Genomic DNA, 16597 nt, shown 5'->3' on the forward strand with positions numbered 1-16597 from the left:
TTTGGCGACCATCCTCGAACCCGGACAAATCGAAGCGGCGGCCGGTTCGCCGCCGTTTCTGCACCTGCCCCCGCAGAACTTGTTCAGCCTGCGCGCCGAGCGCCTTGAGTTACTGGCCGAAGGGCACCCGCTGGCCGATTATCTGCTGCTGCTCGCCGGAGTGTGCCGGGCGCAGCAACAGGTGCTGGACGATCCGCCGTCAAGCGAGCCCCTCGACCGGCAACGCGTCGAGTTGTGCCTGCAACACGGACTGCCGCCGTTCGCCGCCGATAGCCTGACCCGAGAGGATGAATGGCAGGCGTTTCTCGATGCGTTTTTGCAAACGTATGTTGTCCCCGATCAACCCGCCGTCACCGAAACCCTCGGCACATTGCGTCAAGCCAGCCCCGGACAACGCCGCGCCTGGGCGGTGGCATTGGTCAGTGGCCAGTATTCGCTGGTGCCGGCAGCCCTGGTGCCGTTCCTCGGCGCAGCCCTGCAAACGGCCTGGAGCCATTGGCTGCTGAGTACAGCGAATCTGCAACTAATCCAAGGCCCCGGCCTCAGCCAATGTCCAGCCTGCGGTTCGCCGGCCATGGCCGGGGTGATTCGAAATCGCGGCAAGCACAACGGCTTGCGTTATCTGGTCTGTTCGTTGTGTGCCTGCGAATGGCACGTGGTGCGGGTCAAGTGCGTGTACTGCGAGCAGAGCAAAGGCCTTGAGTACCTCAGTCTTGAGGATGATCGCCACGCCGCCAATCAGGCGCCGTTGCGGGCCGAGATCTGTCCGGGCTGCAATACTTATCTGAAGCTGCTCTATCTGGAAAACGACGCCCACGCCGAAGCCCTGTCGGCGGATCTGGCCAGCCTGATGCTGGACATGCGCCTGGCCCAGGACGGTTACCAGCGGCTGGCACCGAATCTGTTGCTGGCACCGGGAGACGAGTGAACAGGGTCTACACTCTGGCGCGACGGCCACTGTTTTACGGATGTACTCGTCCCCTGTAGGAGCGAGCTCTGCTCGCGATGGTCGTGAACGATAACGCGCCCTGTCTGAATGATCGCGTCGTCTGGACCTCCATCGCGAGCAGGCTCGCTCCTACAGGGGAACGCATTCAAATGTGGGAGCGAGCTTGCTCGCGATAGGGCCGGGACAGTCACCGCAAATTCCCTGGTATTCCGGAGCGCCTGATGCCCGCAAGCCTTGTCAGCCAAACGCTGCATTTACCTTCCATCGACAGCTTGCTGCGTCACCCGGCGTGTAGCCCCTTGGCCGAGCGCTATGGGCGCGAGGCGTTGCTGGCGGCCCTGCGGCAATTGCTCGAAGAAGTGCGCGAAAGCGTGCAGCAGGGCAAAGTTTCAGATGCTGAAACCAGCCCTGAGGTGCTCGCAGGCCGGGTAGCGGAACGCCTGGCCAATCAGCACCGTAGCCACGTGCGCCGCGTGTTCAACCTCACTGGCACCGTATTGCACACCAATCTGGGCCGCGCCTTGCTGCCGCAGGAAGCCATCGACGCCGTGGAAATGGCCGCGCGCTATCCGCTGAATCTGGAATTCAACCTGCACAGCGGCAAGCGCGGTGACCGCGACGATCTGATCGAAGGCCTGATCCGCGAGCTGACCGGTGCCGAAGCGGTGACCGTGGTCAACAACAACGCCGCCGCAGTACTGCTGACGCTCAACAGCTTGGGCGCGCGCAAGGAAGGCATCATTTCCCGGGGCGAGCTGATCGAAATCGGCGGCGCCTTTCGTATTCCCGACATCATGGCCCGCGCCGGGGTGAAGCTGCACGAAGTCGGCACCACCAACCGCACCCATGCCCATGACTACGAAGCGGCCATCGGCCCGCGCAGTGGCCTGGTGATGCGCGTGCATGCGAGCAATTACAACATTCAGGGTTTCACCACAAGCGTGCCCACGGCGCAGCTGGCGCTACTGGCGCATCAACACGGCTTGCCGCTGCTCGAAGACCTGGGCAGTGGCAGCCTGCTGGACCTCACACGCTGGGGCCTGCCCGCCGAACCGACGGTGCGTCAGGCCTTGCTCGATGGGGCGGACATCGTCACCTTCAGCGGTGACAAATTGCTCGGTGGCCCGCAGGCCGGATTGATTGTCGGGCGCCAGGAGCTGATCTCACGGATCAAGAAAAACCCGCTGAAACGTGCGCTGCGGGTCGACAAGCTGACCCTGGCCGCCCTTGAAGCGGTGTTGGGCCTGTACCGCAATCCGGATCGATTGGCCGAACGGTTGCCGAGCCTGCGCCTGCTGACGCGTCCCCAGACGGACATCCTTGCTCAGGCGCAACGTCTGCAACCGTCGCTGGCGCGTGTGTTAGGCGCTGAGTGGAGCGTCAGCGCTGTGCCGGCGCTGGGCATGATCGGCAGTGGCAGCCAACCGGTGGCGCGTTTGCCGAGTGCCGCGCTGTGCCTGCGTCCACACAGCTCCAAACGTCTGCGCGGGCGATGTCTGCATGGGCTGGAGGAATCTTTTCGGGGCTTGCCGATTCCGGTGCTCGGACGCATTGATGATGACGCCCTGTGGCTCGACTTGCGGCAACTGGACGACGAACCGGCGTGGCTGGCGCAACTCGATCATTTGCACGCTTAATTACAAACAGGAGGGCCGAGCAGGGTGATTGTCGGCACCGCAGGGCACATCGACCACGGCAAGACTGCGTTGCTCCAGGCCTTGACCGGGCAGGCCGGGGATCGGCGCCGGGAAGAGCGCGAGCGCGGCATGACCATCGACCTCGGCTATCTCTATGCCGCGCTGGAACCGGGCGCGGCCCTGACCGGTTTCATCGACGTTCCAGGTCATGAACGCTTTACTCATAACATGCTTGCCGGGGCGCAGGGCATCGATCTGGTGCTGCTGGTGGTGGCCGCCGATGACGGCGTGATGCCGCAGACCCGGGAACATCTGGCCATCGTCGAACTGCTGGGCATCCCTCGGGCGCTGGTGGCCATCAGTAAATGCGACCGGGTCGAACCGTCGCGGGTGCAAGCCGTACGCGGGCAGATCTCAAACCTGTTGGCGCCCGGCCCTTATGCCGGTGCGCCGTTGATTGCGCTGTCGAGCGTGACCGGGGAGGGCATCGAAACCCTGCGTGAGGCCTTGCTGAATGCGCAGCGTGAAGTGCTGCAACGCAGCCTCGACGGTGGATTTCGTCTGTGGATCGATCGGGCGTTCAGCGTGGCTGGCGCGGGTATCGTGGTCACCGGTACGGCGCTGTCGGGCCAGGTGGCCGTGGGCGATACGCTGGTGCTCGGTCCCCCTGGCAAACCGGTACGTGTGCGAGGGCTGCACGCGCAGAATAAAGCTGCGCAAACCGCCATGGCCGGGCAGCGTGTCGCATTGAACCTCAGTGGCGAGCGTCTGGCGCTGGAGCAGATTCATCGTGGTCAGTGGCTGGTGGCCGAGTGGCTGTACGCACCGAGCCAGCGTATCGATATCGACCTGCATTTGTTGGCGAGCGAGCCCCGCGCCGTCGAGCACTTTCAGCCGGTACACGTGCATGTCGGCACTCAGGATGTGACCGGTCGAGTGGCCTTGCTGGAAGGCTCCAGCCTGGCGCCGGGAGAGCGGATGTTCGCGCAAGTCCTGCTGAATGCGCCGGTGCAGGTCGTGAGGGGCGATCCGTTGATCCTGCGCGACCAGAGCGCGCAACGTACCCTTGGCGGCGGACGGGTACTCGACCCGTTCGCACCCACCCGGCAGCGCCGCAGTCTGGAGCGAATCGCACAATTACAGGCACTGACCCACGCCACGAATCTGGAGGAGATCCTGCCGGCGTTACTGGCAAACAGCGACACCGGACTCGATCCGCAACGCCTGGAGCGCCAGTTCAATCATCGGCGCGCAAATTGGATGTTGCCTGAAGAGGTGCGCTTGATCGAGACGCGGCAGGGCCCGGTATTATTCAACGCTACGCGCTGGCAGGCTTTGAAAGTTGAATTGTTGCAGCATCTGGCGCGCTTTCATGAACTGGAGCCGGATCAAATGGGCCCGGACCGTGATCGCCTGCGCCGCTTCGCCGGGACCGCCCTTGACCGCCCGACCTTCATCAGCCTGCTCGACGAACTGCTGGCCAGCGGCGCCGTGGTTGCCAGTGGACCATGGCTGCATTTACCCGACCATCAAGTACGCCTGAGTGAAGAGGACGAAGCACTGTGGCAGCAGTTGCAGCCGCAGTTCGAAGCGGCCGGTTTTGATCCTCCGTGGGTGCGCGAATTGGGGCACGACGAAGTTACCGTGCGATTGTTGCTACGCAAAATGGCCCGGCTGGGGCTGGTGCATCAGGTGGTGCGCGACCTGTTTTACACTGACTCTATGATTCGTCGTCTGGCGGCTATGCTGATGCAACTGGCCGACGCCGACCCGGTGATTCAGGTGGCAGCATTTCGCGATACGGTGGGATTGGGGCGCAAACGCAGTATCCAGATTCTTGAGTACTTCGACCGGCTTGGGCTGACACGGCGCTTTGGCGACAAACGTCATATCCGGCTGGACAATGCACTGGCCCTGCGAACACGACACTGATTTTTCAGGAAGGTAATCGCGCCCGGTGGCGCGGCCGGGCTTCAAACCCGGTTGGGGACGGCATCCGTTCCCGGGCAGGTTCGACTCCGGCTACCTTCCGCCATTTTAAGCGGGCGCGTCTCCCTGTAGGAGCCGGCTTGCTGGCGAAGACGGCCGTCCAGTCGACACTTCAGTACCTGATGCACTGCCATCGCCAGCAAGCCGGCTCCTACAGGTCCGCGGCCACTTTGTGCTTAAAAAGGCCCGAAGTTCAGCGGGTACTGAATGACCACGTAAACCCTGTCGATGTCATCGCCAGCCTGTGCCGTGTTGGCCCGGTGCGACACATGGGACACCTGCAGGGACAAACCCTTGGCCGCTCCGGACTGCACGATGTAGTGCAAGTCAATGTCGCGTTCCCAATGTCGCCCGCCAGCACCCTGCTGCGGCGCAAACTCACCCACTGAAGGATCGAACGGGTTGTAGGCACCGCCCTGGGGGGCGTGGGTACCGTCGATCTGGCTGCCCCTGACATAACGTGTCATGAACTTCAGGCCGGGGATGCCAAACGCGCCAAGATCGAGGTCGTAGCGTGCCTGCCATGAGCGCTCCCCCGCACCATTGAAGTCGGCATACTTGATCGAGTTGGCAAGGTAGATCGAGTCACCGCCGACGAAATCGAACGGTGTGTCGCCATCGATTTTTTGATAAGCCAAGGTGAATGCATGCGCCTCGACGGTGTATTTGCCCGACAGGCTGAACGCGGTGTTATCGAGAGCGCCCGCCAGCGCCTGGCCGGTGTCCCGCGTGTGGTAGAGGTTGGCATCCAGGAACCATCGGGACTGCTTCAAGTGCAGATTTGCGTAGTACTGATGCCAAGTGTCGGTCAGCTCCGAGGCATAGAGGGCACCGCCCAAGGGGCTCTGCGTAAACAGATCGGCGCCCAGAAACGAGATGCCGCCCGCTTCGGTATTGGCCCCGTACCCGAAAAAATTGCCCTTGGCCTACGAGCCGACCTGACTCTCGCGGATGTACCCAATTCAAATGTAGGAGTGAGCCTGCTCGCGATGGCTGCGTGTCAGGCGACGTATTTTTTTGGTGTACATATCCATTCCTGCAGTAACGGCCACTAATGGTTTCGCCCTGACGGCGAGTCACTTGGAAGAGTCTGTAGGAGCGAAGCTTGCTCCGGGCGGCGTTCCGACGAAAAACGCCCAGGCAACGCGGTCATCCAGACAGCACGCGTTATCGTTGACGTCCATCGCGAGCAAGCATCGCTCCTACAGAGAACCTCCACTCGGCCTCTCGATGGGGGCAAGAAGATCAAAAACCAGATCAACAGCCAAAGCGAGGCGGCCTGACAGCCGACCTGATTGTTGCGGATGTACCCGGTTCAAATGTGGGAGCTGGCTTGTCGGAGCGCCGCATCGCAGCGAAAGCGGTGGGTCAGTCAATAAAGATGTTGAATGATAAACCGCCTTCGCTGCGGTGGGCGTTCCGACAAGCCAGCTCCTACCGAATGGTGTCGTGGCCGGGTACGGAGCCATTCCATCCCATCCAAACCCTAATGAGCGTCTATGCTGGGCAAACCAACTCCCTATCTTCGCAATGAACTGCCAGGAGACACCCATGGTGCCCATTCCGCTCACAGAGAAGACCTGGTCCCGCGGGTTGCTCGACGTCCTGATCCGCGCCGGCCTGATTCTGGTGCTGGTGCTGTTCTGCTTTCAAATATTCAGTCCCTTCCGCGACTTGATGCTGTGGTCTGTGATCCTGGCCATCACGCTTTACCCGTTGCAGAAAAGGCTCACGGGGCCGTTGGGACACAAGGAAGGACGGATCGCGACGCTGATCATACTGGTGGCCATCGTGATCCTCATGGTGCCGATCTACCTGTTGGGCACCTCGATTGCCGATTCGGTGCAAAACACCATGGATATCGTCAGGAATGAAGGTATCAATATTCCCCCGCCGGCCGACTCCGTGGCCGGGTGGCCGTTGATAGGCAAGCCGATATCGGCGATCTGGCAGCAGGCGGCCACCGATCTTCCCGGCCTGACCGCCAAATACATTCCGCAAATCAAAGGCGTCAGCCTGACCCTGCTGGGCAAGCTGGCCGGTGTCGGAATGGGTTTTCTCACCTTTATCTTCGCGCTGATCATCGCCGGGATTTTCATGGCCTACGGTGAAGCCGGCAGTCGCGCCTCGGTGCAGATCGCGTCGCGGGTCAGCGGCCCGGAGAGAGGGCCGAAAATCGCCGCGCTGTGCACCGCAACGATCCGCGCTGTGGCTCTCGGGGTGGTCGGCATCGCCTTCATCCAGATGCTGCTGGTGGGCGTGGGATTTGTGTTCAAGGGCATTCCCGGCGCCGGGCTGCTCGCGCTGGCGGTGCTATTGCTGGGCATCATGCAACTGCCGGTAACGGTGATTACGATACCAGTGATTGTCTATGTCTTCGCCACGGAGGGCGCCAGCACGACGACCATCGTATTCGCCGTCTACGTTTTTGTTGCCGGTCTGGTGGACAACGTACTCAAGCCGTTGCTGCTGGGACGCGGCGTCGACGTGCCGATGCCGGTGATACTTATCGGCGCCCTGGGCGGCATGGTCACCGGCGGCATCATCGGCTTGTTCATCGGTCCGGTGGTGCTTGCGCTCGGCTACCAATTGTTCTGGCAATGGGTGGAGGCTCGACCGCAGGAAGACACGCTATAACTCAAGTTCAGGTGGTCATGGATGCATTTTCGAAGCAGGACACCAAAAAAACCATGACCGCCTGAACCGCCGGAATGTGCCGGATGTCGTTGTGCACCAGTAGCCAGACATCGCGCGCCAGTCGCGAACCTTCGGCCTGCACTTCTTGCAGGCCATAGCGTTGGGCAAGGAAGGAGGGCAGCGCTGCGATACCGACCCCGGCCTGCACGAAATTGGCCTGGATATTCAGATCATTACTGCGCAGCAGTATCGGCCGATCTTGCGCCTGCTCCTTGAGCCAGACCTGCTGTGGACTCTGATCGAGACTCTCGTCGTAGGCTACGAACACCCGATCCTGCGGCGCCGTGTTGGCCAAATACTCCTGCGTTCCATACAGCGCGAACGATACCGTCGCGATCTTGCGCACCACCAGGTCGGGCTCCTTGGGCCGGCTCAGACGCACGGCAATATCGGCTTCCCGGCGTGACAGCGAAGCGCTGCCCAGACTGCCAATCAACTGCAAGGACAACAGCGGGTATTTCTCGCGCAATTGCTTGATTCGCGGTGCGATCAACGCGCAAGCCATCGCTGGTGGAGCACTGACGGTGACTTCGCCTGAGTAGCTTTCCTGTCCGGTTTGCGCCGTGCGCTGCACTGCGAAAGACTCGGTTTCCATGCGCTGCCCGGATTGAGCGATACGTTCGCCGTCCACCGTGAGTACATAGGAACGCGGGCGTCGGTCGACCAATTTCACATTCAGCGCGCTCTCCAAAGCACTGATCCGCCGCGCCACGGTGGCGTGATCGACATTGAGCTTGCGCGCCGCCGCCGACAGCGATTGCTCTTGAGCGAAGACGATGAAATAACGCAAATCCTCCCAGTCAAACATGGGCGTTTTCTCACATATGAGGTGAACATATAGGGAATTTTCCCCTATCGCCAAGACTGCAAGAATAGTCCAGTGCCTGATGTGCAGGCGTGAACGATTCGGCAGTCTGTCGACTGATTGATGAGGAAAAGACCATGAGCAAAGCAACCCCGCTGGCCTATGCCGGCATCCTGGGTGCCACGTTTTTCTGGGGCACCAACTTCAACGCCGGGGCCTACATCATCAAGGGCATGGCACCGCTCAGCGCATCCATTGAGCGTTTTTCCATCTCGACCCTGTTACTGCTGGTGATCTTTGGCGTGGTGGGCAAACTGCGTTTGAGCACGCTGAAGAACAATCTTGCGGCCTTCATAGGTCTGGGGCTGCTCGGATTTACCGGGTTCAGCGTAGCGACCTTCTTTGGCCTGCAAACCACAACGCCTATCAACGGTGCGCTGATCCTGGCGACCACGCCGCTGTGGACCATGATCCTGGCCGTGCTTTTGGAAGGTGAACGGATTGATCGCGGCCGCGCCATCGGCCTGGTTTTTGGCTTGCTCGGCGTCGGTCTGGTGATCACCAAGGGGGATATCCAGGTGCTGCTCGGGCTGAGAGTAGTAAGCGGTGACGCGATGATCCTCGCCGGCAGCATGGCCTGGGCGGCGAACATGGTCGGCACCCGACGTTTCGTCAAAGACTCGACGCCACTGGAAACCACCAGTTTCTCAATGTTGTTCGGCGTTATTGGCCTGATCGTGCTGGGGTTCATGTATGAGGACCCGATCGCCAGCATCCGCAACGCTTCGTTGCCGGTGCATGAAGCGGTGATCTATCTGGCAGTCTGCGGCTCGGTGGTCGCGTACCTGCTGTGGTTCAAAGGTATCCACGCCATTGGTGCCGCACGGACCTCGATTTTCTTCAACCTCGCGCCGGTGTTCACCATGCTGGTGTCGTCGGTAATGGGCGTGTTGCCGAATGTCTGGCAGCTGCTCGGTGCCGGTGGCGTGATTCTTGGGGTGCTGTTTGCTTCGGGGATGGTGTTCGCTTCAGCCAAGCCGACAGTGGTCGCAGCCGCTCAGTTAATGAAATGACCAGCCCCTTGTAGGAGCTGGCTTGCCAGCGAAGAATCCAAGAGCGATACGGTTAACCCATCAATACGCGTAATCGTTAGCGACCATCGCTGGCAAGCCAGCTCCTACAGTTGACCGTGTTTGCTTAACTTGCTTGTCTCGACGATTGTTACGTTTGAGGCACCGCCACCCCGTCAGATGCAGCCGGTTTGTTCTGGACGGCCCGATACAGCAGGCTGGATACCACGAACCCGACAATGGCCAACAGGCTCATCAGACTGAAGACGTAGTTGTAGCCCTGCTCACCGGGGAAGTGATCGAGGATCGCGCCATAGATCACGTAAGCGAACATGCCCGGCGCGTAACCAATCAGACAGCCGATACCGAAGGCTGAACCGGTGATGTGCTGGGGAATGCCGACTTCGCCCATGGGTGCCCAGAACACGCCGCGCATCGAGAAAACAATCAGCGCGAAGGAGAGGGTGGCCGCCATGCCCGCGTAGATAAAGCTCGGGCTTTTTGGAATCATCATGATCACGCCCATCAGCGGCAGCAACGCCAGGAAGGCCCATTTCAGGTAACGGCTGGTGCTCTTGAACCGTTTGTCGGCGATGAAGCCTCCGGCAGGTCCGCCGAGGATCTTGAGGAAATACTGATTGATGATGCCGTAGGCGCCCACCAGTGCCACGGGCAGTCCGTACATTTCCTTGAGGTAGGGAATGAAATAGGTCAGTCCGCAATACACGATATAGACCATGAACACGTTGAGGCTGACCAGCCAGATGCCAGGCACCTTGATGGCCTCGAGCAGATTCGACATACCGTTCTTCGGCTTGGCAATTGACTGCGTGCTGCCACCCTTGAGCAAGAACCATGTCAGCGCTCCGGCAAGAATATCGATGACCGAGTAGAACAAGATCGCCGATTTCAGACCGGCCTCGCCAGAACCCATGGCGACAAAAACACCCAGCGCAGAGAAGGCGACCAAGGTATCGATCACGCCACGCCCGCCTTCCAGCAGACCGAACAGCCGGCCTTGTTCCTTGTCGTCGCCAAGATTGCGGATGGCTTTGAGCAGCGACGGCCAAAAGATGCAGTCGGCGCAGACTGCCAACAGACTGAACACTATCAGCAGATTGCTGAAGGGCGGAAAGGTTGCCAGGTAGAGCCCCAGACTGCCGGTGCCGAGCAGACCGACGGGAATCAGTTTGCGCGTATCGAAGCGGTCCGCAAGCATGCCGCCGACGACAAAAAGCGCGGTCGCAATAACGGCGTTGGCGCTGAGCAGCAAACCGATTTGCGTGTGGGTCAACCCCATGAATTCTTGCATGGGCACATAGAAGGCGTCCTTGAGGTTCGCCAGTTTGTAGATGGTGCCACCCCCGAGGATGAGAATCAGGAATCTGAGCCATTTGGCCTTGTCACGCGTTGTCATTTTTGTTCTCCAGGCGAATTGGTAAGCAGTGCTGCGTGTCACGCTCAGGCGTCAGTCGGGATTGGCCAGGGTCAGCTCGGCCAACGTTCGAAACTCGGCCAGCAAACCTCGTACGTAGGCGACCTGGTTGTTCGCCCAGCGGTGTTCGTCGGCCAGCATCCGCTCCAGCGAGTAGCCGGTCGGCAGCGCGGTTTCACTCATTTCCCGGTAGGCGATAAACGGGTCGGCGGCTTCGTCTGTCTGGCGGAAGGCCGGGGCGACGTAGTGGTTTTCCTGCTCGAGGATGAACGCGATCACTTGCGGGGTTGAGTCGCCGAGCATCAGCAGTTCGAACAGCATGCGTGCGTTGGGCAGGTCGTCTTCGTCGCAGCCCTGCAGCACGCCGTAATGGCCGAAGCCGTTTTGCTCGGGGACGATGCGCACGCCCTTGAGGTGGGTCTGGCGGATGTGCGGCGCCAGGGTTCGCAGCGCCTGCATCGGCTGTTCGCAGGCATTGATCATGTTGCCGAAGTCGAACAAGGCATGCAGCCGGGGGTGGTTCAGGCGGCTAAGCAGTTGCGCGATTTCGGCGCTCTTGAGTTCCTCATGCTGCTCGAAGTCAAAGTACAGGTCATGCGCGTCGGCCTGCTGCGCGAGGTAATGCAGGTCAGACTCGATCATGTCCATGACCCGGGACAGCATGCCCTCGTAGCGCGAGTAAACGCGTATGTTGCGGGTCCCCAGTGCCCTGGCAATGGCGATCACCTGATCGACATCTTCTTTGCGTGTGCTACTGATTTCCAGGTGTACATCCAGCCCCAGTGCATTGGCCTTCTCGGCAAAGGCCCGGAGTTGCGCGGGAGACATCTGACTCAGGCTGTTTTCTTCACCGTCAAGCAGGTGCAGGCTCAGCCCTTGAAGTTCATGGCGATAGGCGAAGTCCAGCAGGTCGCCAGGGGTGACACGGCCATGGGTGAGGTTGGTCAGCAGGGGATAGGCATGGGCAAACAGGCGCAGTTGCCCGAGTCGGTCGAGCAGCTGGCGGGCCAGTGCCTGGGTCAGTGTGGGAGGTGTCCCGGCCTCGGCAGCCTTATGGCTGAGCAGGGCATTGAATCGCTCTTGGATCTTATTGTTCATTCGAGTCGTTCCTGGTTCAGACGCCGGGTCTACCGGCGCAGCCTTTATCGCGCCAGTCAGGAACTCTCGATAGATCCATTATTATTTAATTGATAAGACCACTCGGCTCGGCTCGTTTCGTTTCGTCGCCAGCAGGTTCAGCCGATGTACCCCAGTTTGTGCAGGGCTTGGGCAAGCGCTTCGACTCTTTCTTCGGCCATGCTCTCGGGGGTGCCGGCAAACCCGATCAGCAACGCAGGTGGCAGGTAGCGTTGCAGGCAATAATCGCTCAAGGGGTAGGTGTGAATATTGTGCCGGGCCAGGTCTTTGGCGAGGGTGTCGTCATTGACTTCGGGGGGAGCCAGGCAATCACGTGCATGCCGGCTTCCACCGGGGTGATGTTGAAGAAGTCGCCCAAACGTTGCTGGAGCTTTTCGACCAGCGCTGCCTGACGGGCCTGGTAGAGGGCGCGCATGCGGCGGATGTGACCGAGGAAATGGCCTTCACGCATGAAGTCGGCGGTTACCGCCTGGAGCAACGTTGGCGGGCTGCGGTCCATCACCGCGCGTATGGTGCAAAACGGCTCCACCAGCGCTGGCGGGAGTATGACGTAACCCAGCCGTAGTGACGGATAGAGCACTTTGCTGAAGGTCCCGACATAGATCACCCGGTCCCAGCGATCCATGGCATGCAGCGCGGGCAGCGGGCGACTGCCGTAGCGCAACTCACTGTCGCAATCGTCCTCGATGATCCAGCTTTGGTGGTGTGCGGCCCAATCGATGAGCTCCTGTCGCCGCGCATAGCTCATGGTGATTCCCAGTGGATGCTGGCGAGAGGGTGTCGTAAAGACCAGCCGTGCGTCAGGGCACTGCGCGAGACCTTGCTGGATGTCGATCCCTTGTTCGTCGATACGCACCGGCACCACCTGACAACCGTGGGCCTGGAAAGCGATGCGAGCCGCGATATGCCCGGGGTCCTCCATCCATAGGCTGTCCTGGGGATTGAGCAGGAGCATGGCCAGCAGATTGAAGGCTTGCTGGGCGCCGGAAACGATCACCACTTGCGCGGCCGTGCACTCGATGCCACGGGCATCAAAGACGTACTCGGCAATCGCCTCGCGCAGTTCCATCAAGCCTTGCAGTTCGCCGTAGCCGAGCATGGCCTTGGTCGGTTTATGCAAGTGGCGGTTCATCAGACGCTTCCAGACCTGTTGGGGAAAGGCGTCGTACGTGCTGTGACTGGGCAGGAACGAGGTGGGGCTCGCCGGGTCCCAATCGGCATAGGAAACACCACGGAAATGGTTACTGCGCAGCGACAACATGGACTGGCTCAGATCGGACAGGCGGGGAGGCTGGCGCTGCTGGTCATGGTCGGTCTTGCCATTGCTGTCCCACTCGGTGCCGACATAGGTGCCGGCGCCGGTGCGTGAAGCCAGGAAACCTTCGGCAATCAGCTGATCGAACGCGTTGAGTATGGTGATCCGCGACAGGTCCAGGTCCTGGCTCAAGGTCCGGGTCGACGGCAAACGCACGCCACCTTGAAGCCTTCCGCCGAGAATCTGCTTGCGAATCTGCAAGTAAAGTTGACGGTACAGCGGTATGGAACTGGCGCGGTCCAGCTCGATACCCGACAGCAGCAAACCAGCGGGGGATTTCATGACATGCTCGTCTGGAAGGAATGAGGCTTGGCCTGGAACACCGTCAGGCACCATGGTGCGCAAGGGTATCGACAGCGACAGATTAAGTCATCCGTCGCCGGCGTCGATACCGAGATCGATGCTCGGATCAGTGTCATGAAATGAAAAGTCGTTGTCGTCAGATGAGAAGCGATCAGACAGCCTGCGACCTACAGTCCAATCAGCGCAATTCGACGCAGCAAGCCAACATTGCAGATTGGAGAATAAGAAAACATGGCCAAAGCCATTCGCTTCTACGAAACCGGTGGTCCCGAAGTCCTTCGCTATGAAGACGTCGAGGTGGGCGATCCCGGCCCCGGTCAAGTTCGTCTTCGCCAAGTGGCGGTTGGCCTGAACTATGCCGATACCTACTTTCGCAACGGCACGTACCCGATTCCCTTGGGCAATGGAAGTGGCATGGGCGTTGAAGCCGCCGGTGTAGTCCAGGCGGTCGGCGAAGGGGTTACCAATGTGCAAGTGGGCGACCGCGTCACTTACACCGGGTTTCTCAATACCCTGGGTGCTTACAGCACCGAGCGTCTGATCCCGGCCGCGCCGCTGATCAAACTCCCGGAAACCATCGGTTTCGAGACCGCCGCGGCCATGACCATGCGCGGCCTGACGTCGTCGTACCTGATGCGACGCATTTACGATTTCAAGCCTGGCGACAGCATCTTGCTGCACGCCGCCGCCGGTGGTGTCGGTCTCATCGTTTCGCAATGGGCCAAGCTGCTGGGCCTGACGGTCATCGGCACCGTGTCCACCGAGACCAAGGGCGAAATCGCCCGCGCCCATGGCTGCGACCATGTCATCAATTACAGCCACGAAGATGTCGCCCAGCGCGTTCGCGAGCTGACTGACGGTGTCGGCGTCAACGTGGTGTTCGACAGCGTTGGCAAAAACACCTTCATGGGCTCTCTGGATTCGCTCAAGCGTCGAGGCCTGATGGTCTGCGTGGGTACGGCATCCGGCCCGATCCCGGCTTTCGATCCAGTCATGCTGGCCATGAAAGGCTCGCTGTTCCTGACCCGTCCGGCACTGGCCGATTACATTGCCGATCCTGCGGAAAAAGCGGCACTGGCCGGCGAACTGTTCGATCACGTAGGCAGCGGTCGAATCAAGATCGAGATCAACCAGCACTATGCTTTGCAGGACGCCGTGCAGGCCCATCGCGACCTGGAGTCGCGCAAGACCACCGGCTCGTCGATTTTCGTCATTTAAGGGAGCCACCTGCCGTGAAAGTCGAACAATTGACCTGCAACATCGGCGCGGAACTGATTGGCGTCAACCTTGCCGACGCTCTGCATGACGACGGTCTATTTGCCGAGATTCGTGCCCAGTTGCTCACGCATCGTGTGCTGTTCTTGCGCGACCAGGACATCAGTCGCGCCGATCACGTAGCTTTCGCCCGTCGCTTCGGCGAGCTGGAGGATCACCCGGTGGCCGGCAGTGACCCGGATCACCCAGGCCTGGTGCGCATCTACAAACGGCCGGACCAGCCGATGGATCGCTACGAAAACGCCTGGCACACCGACGCCACCTGGCGCGAGGCGCCGCCGATGGGTTGCGTGCTGCGCTGCGTGGAGTGCCCGCCAGTCGGGGGTGACACCATGTGGGCGAACATGGTCGAAGCCTACGAACACTTGCCTGAAGACGTGAAGTTGAAAATCGCCGACCTGCGTGCCCGGCACAGCATCGAAGCGAGTTTCGGCGCGGCCATGCCGATCGAAAAGCGCCTGGCGCTCAAGGCCATGTACCCGGATGCCGAACACCCGGTGGTGCGCACCCACCCGGAAACCGGCGAGAAGGTGCTGTTCGTCAACGCCTTTACCACGCACTTCAGCAACTACCACACCCCCGAGCGTGTGCGTTTTGGCCAGGACGCCAACCCGGGCGCCGGCGAGCTGCTGCGCTACCTGATCAGCCAGGCGTATATCCCCGAGTATCAGGTGCGCTGGCGCTGGAAACCCAACAGCATCGCGATCTGGGACAACCGCAGTACCCAGCACTACGCCGTCATGGATTACCCGCCGTGTCATCGCAAGATGGAACGTGCCGGGATCATCGGCGACAAGACTTACTGATCGACCACCTCTGCATTCGCACTCGTAACTGCGCCCACCGGGCATGAACCCGGCTGGGCGGAAAACCATAAGAACAGGAGTAACTCATGCAATTCTTCGACGATTCCCTGCACCCGGAAAACATGGAAAAGGTGGTCATCACCGTCGCCCCGTACGGCCCTGAATGGATGCCGGAAGACTTCCCTGAAGACATTCCGCTGACCATGGATGAGCAGGTGCAGAAAGCGGTCGATTGCTACGAAGCCGGCGCGACAGTCTTGCACCTGCATGTGCGTGAGCTGGACGGCAAGGGCTCCAAGCGTCTGTCCAAGTTCAACGAGCTGATCGCCGGTGTGCGTGAAGCTGTACCGGACATGATCATTCAGGTCGGTGGTTCGATTTCCTTTGCCCCGGAAAGCGATGGCGAAGCGGCCAAGTGGCTGTCCGACGATACCCGGCACATGCTGGCGGAGCTGACGCCGAAACCGGATCAGGTCACAGTGGCGATCAACACCACCCAAATGAACATCATGGAGCTGCTGTATCCGGAGTACCTGGAAGGCACCTCTCTGGCCAACCCGATGTTCCAGGCTGCCTACAGCGAAATGACCGTTCCGGCCGGCCCGGCATGGGTTGCCGAGCACCTCAAGCGCCTGATGGACAACGGCATCCAGCCGCACTTCCAGCTGACCGGCATACACGCGATGGAAACCCTTGAGCGTCTGGTGCGCAAGGGCATCTACAAGGGCCCGCTGAACCTGACCTGGATCGGCATCGGCGGTGGTTTCGACGGTCCTAATCCGTTCAACTTCTTCAACTTCATTCACCGTGCGCCGGATGGCTGCACCATGACTTCGGAGTCGTTGCTCAAGAACGTGATGCCGTTCAACACCATGGCGATGGCCATGGGCATGCACCCGCGCGTGGGTATTGAAGACACTATCATTGATCACAAGGGCGACCGGTTCAGCTCGGTGCAGCAGATCCAGCAAACCGTGCGCATCGCCCATGAACTGGGTCGCGAAATTGCCACTGGCAAAGAAGCCCGTGAGATCTACCGCATTGGTGTGCAGTACGAGAGCATCGAAGAAACCCTGCTGGCCAACGGCATGTCGCCGAACCGCAAGCCTGGGCAAAAAGGTGTACCGCAGCGCGGCTGACCGGCAGCGAAGGCGGGAGGTCGCTGGCCTCTCGCTCGCT

Annotated in this window: 11 protein-coding genes, 1 tRNA gene and 2 pseudogenes; 9 read left to right on the forward strand and 5 right to left on the reverse strand. The window is 60.5% G+C overall.

The window, feature by feature from the left end; all coding sequences use genetic code 11:
• Position 1 precedes the first annotated feature (1 nt).
• The 4 genes from fdhE (at position 2) to CES87_RS05075 (ending at position 4621) form a co-directional block, all read left to right on the forward strand.
• Positions 2–928: a formate dehydrogenase accessory protein FdhE gene (gene fdhE, locus CES87_RS05060; protein ID WP_128605220.1), complete on the forward strand. Its 927-nt coding sequence runs from the start codon at positions 2–4 to the stop codon at positions 926–928.
• Between the two features lie 242 nt (positions 929–1170).
• Positions 1171–2586, forward strand: a complete 1416-nt coding sequence (selA, locus tag CES87_RS05065) for an L-seryl-tRNA(Sec) selenium transferase (protein ID WP_128605221.1) — start codon at positions 1171–1173, stop codon at positions 2584–2586.
• 24 nt (positions 2587–2610) lie between these two features.
• Entirely contained in the window at positions 2611–4518 is a 1908-nt protein-coding gene (selB, locus tag CES87_RS05070; protein ID WP_128605222.1) for a selenocysteine-specific translation elongation factor, read from the forward strand.
• Between the two features lie 7 nt (positions 4519–4525).
• Positions 4526–4621, forward strand: a tRNA-Sec gene (locus CES87_RS05075).
• Positions 4622–4751: 130 nt separating this feature from the next.
• On the opposite strand, the pseudogene CES87_RS05080 reads toward CES87_RS05075, so the two are convergent.
• Positions 4752–5498 (reverse strand): annotated as a pseudogene (locus tag CES87_RS05080) (OprD family outer membrane porin); the annotation flags it as partial.
• A 628-nt stretch (positions 5499–6126) separates the two neighbouring features.
• On the opposite strand from CES87_RS05080, the gene CES87_RS05085 reads away from it, so the two are divergent.
• On the forward strand, positions 6127–7212 hold the full coding sequence (locus tag CES87_RS05085; RefSeq protein WP_128605223.1) for an AI-2E family transporter: 1086 nt from the start codon (positions 6127–6129) through the stop codon (positions 7210–7212).
• A 7-nt stretch (positions 7213–7219) separates the two neighbouring features.
• Here CES87_RS05085 and CES87_RS05090 read toward each other — a convergent pair whose 3' ends face one another.
• Entirely contained in the window at positions 7220–8080 is an 861-nt protein-coding gene (locus CES87_RS05090; protein WP_128605224.1) for a LysR family transcriptional regulator, read from the reverse strand.
• 134 nt (positions 8081–8214) lie between these two features.
• Between CES87_RS05090 and CES87_RS05095 the strand changes: the two genes are divergently transcribed.
• Positions 8215–9150, forward strand: a complete 936-nt coding sequence (locus CES87_RS05095) for a DMT family transporter (protein WP_128605225.1) — start codon at positions 8215–8217, stop codon at positions 9148–9150.
• Between the two features lie 148 nt (positions 9151–9298).
• On the opposite strand, the gene CES87_RS05100 is transcribed toward CES87_RS05095, so the two are convergent.
• The 3 genes and pseudogenes from CES87_RS05100 to CES87_RS05110 all read right to left on the reverse strand — a co-directional run bounded on the left by CES87_RS05100 (position 9299) and on the right by CES87_RS05110 (position 13316).
• Entirely contained in the window at positions 9299–10564 is a 1266-nt protein-coding gene (locus CES87_RS05100) for a nitrate/nitrite transporter (protein ID WP_128605226.1), read from the reverse strand.
• A gap of 51 nt (positions 10565–10615) precedes the next feature.
• Positions 10616–11680, reverse strand: coding sequence for a sugar phosphate isomerase/epimerase (locus CES87_RS05105; protein WP_128605227.1), 1065 nt, complete (start codon positions 11678–11680; stop codon positions 10616–10618).
• A gap of 137 nt (positions 11681–11817) precedes the next feature.
• Positions 11818–13316: pseudogene (locus tag CES87_RS05110) on the reverse strand (PLP-dependent aminotransferase family protein).
• A 252-nt stretch (positions 13317–13568) separates the two neighbouring features.
• Here CES87_RS05110 and CES87_RS05115 point away from each other — a divergent pair.
• The 3 genes from CES87_RS05115 (at position 13569) to CES87_RS05125 (ending at position 16557) form a co-directional block, all read left to right on the forward strand.
• On the forward strand, positions 13569–14555 hold the full coding sequence (locus CES87_RS05115) for a quinone oxidoreductase (protein WP_128605228.1): 987 nt from the start codon (positions 13569–13571) through the stop codon (positions 14553–14555).
• A 14-nt stretch (positions 14556–14569) separates the two neighbouring features.
• Positions 14570–15418, forward strand: coding sequence for a TauD/TfdA family dioxygenase (locus CES87_RS05120; protein WP_128605229.1), 849 nt, complete (start codon positions 14570–14572; stop codon positions 15416–15418).
• A gap of 86 nt (positions 15419–15504) precedes the next feature.
• On the forward strand, positions 15505–16557 hold the full coding sequence (locus tag CES87_RS05125; RefSeq protein WP_128605230.1) for a 3-keto-5-aminohexanoate cleavage protein: 1053 nt from the start codon (positions 15505–15507) through the stop codon (positions 16555–16557).
• Positions 16558–16597 lie beyond the last annotated feature (40 nt).

The organism is Pseudomonas sp. ERMR1:02, assembly GCF_002277815.1.
Lineage (GTDB): Bacteria > Pseudomonadota > Gammaproteobacteria > Pseudomonadales > Pseudomonadaceae > Aquipseudomonas.

Coding starts and splice junctions, on each gene's coding strand:
- selA (WP_128605221.1), top strand. CDS start 1,171: ATGCCCGCAAGCCTTGTCAGCCAAACGCTGCATTTACCTTCCATCGAC.
- CES87_RS05085 (WP_128605223.1), top strand. CDS start 6,127: ATGGTGCCCATTCCGCTCACAGAGAAGACCTGGTCCCGCGGGTTGCTC.
- CES87_RS05090 (WP_128605224.1), bottom strand. CDS start 8,080: ATGTTTGACTGGGAGGATTTGCGTTATTTCATCGTCTTCGCTCAAGAG.
- CES87_RS05095 (WP_128605225.1), top strand. CDS start 8,215: ATGAGCAAAGCAACCCCGCTGGCCTATGCCGGCATCCTGGGTGCCACG.
- CES87_RS05100 (WP_128605226.1), bottom strand. CDS start 10,564: ATGACAACGCGTGACAAGGCCAAATGGCTCAGATTCCTGATTCTCATC.
- CES87_RS05105 (WP_128605227.1), bottom strand. CDS start 11,680: ATGAACAATAAGATCCAAGAGCGATTCAATGCCCTGCTCAGCCATAAG.
- CES87_RS05115 (WP_128605228.1), top strand. CDS start 13,569: ATGGCCAAAGCCATTCGCTTCTACGAAACCGGTGGTCCCGAAGTCCTT.
- CES87_RS05125 (WP_128605230.1), top strand. CDS start 15,505: ATGCAATTCTTCGACGATTCCCTGCACCCGGAAAACATGGAAAAGGTG.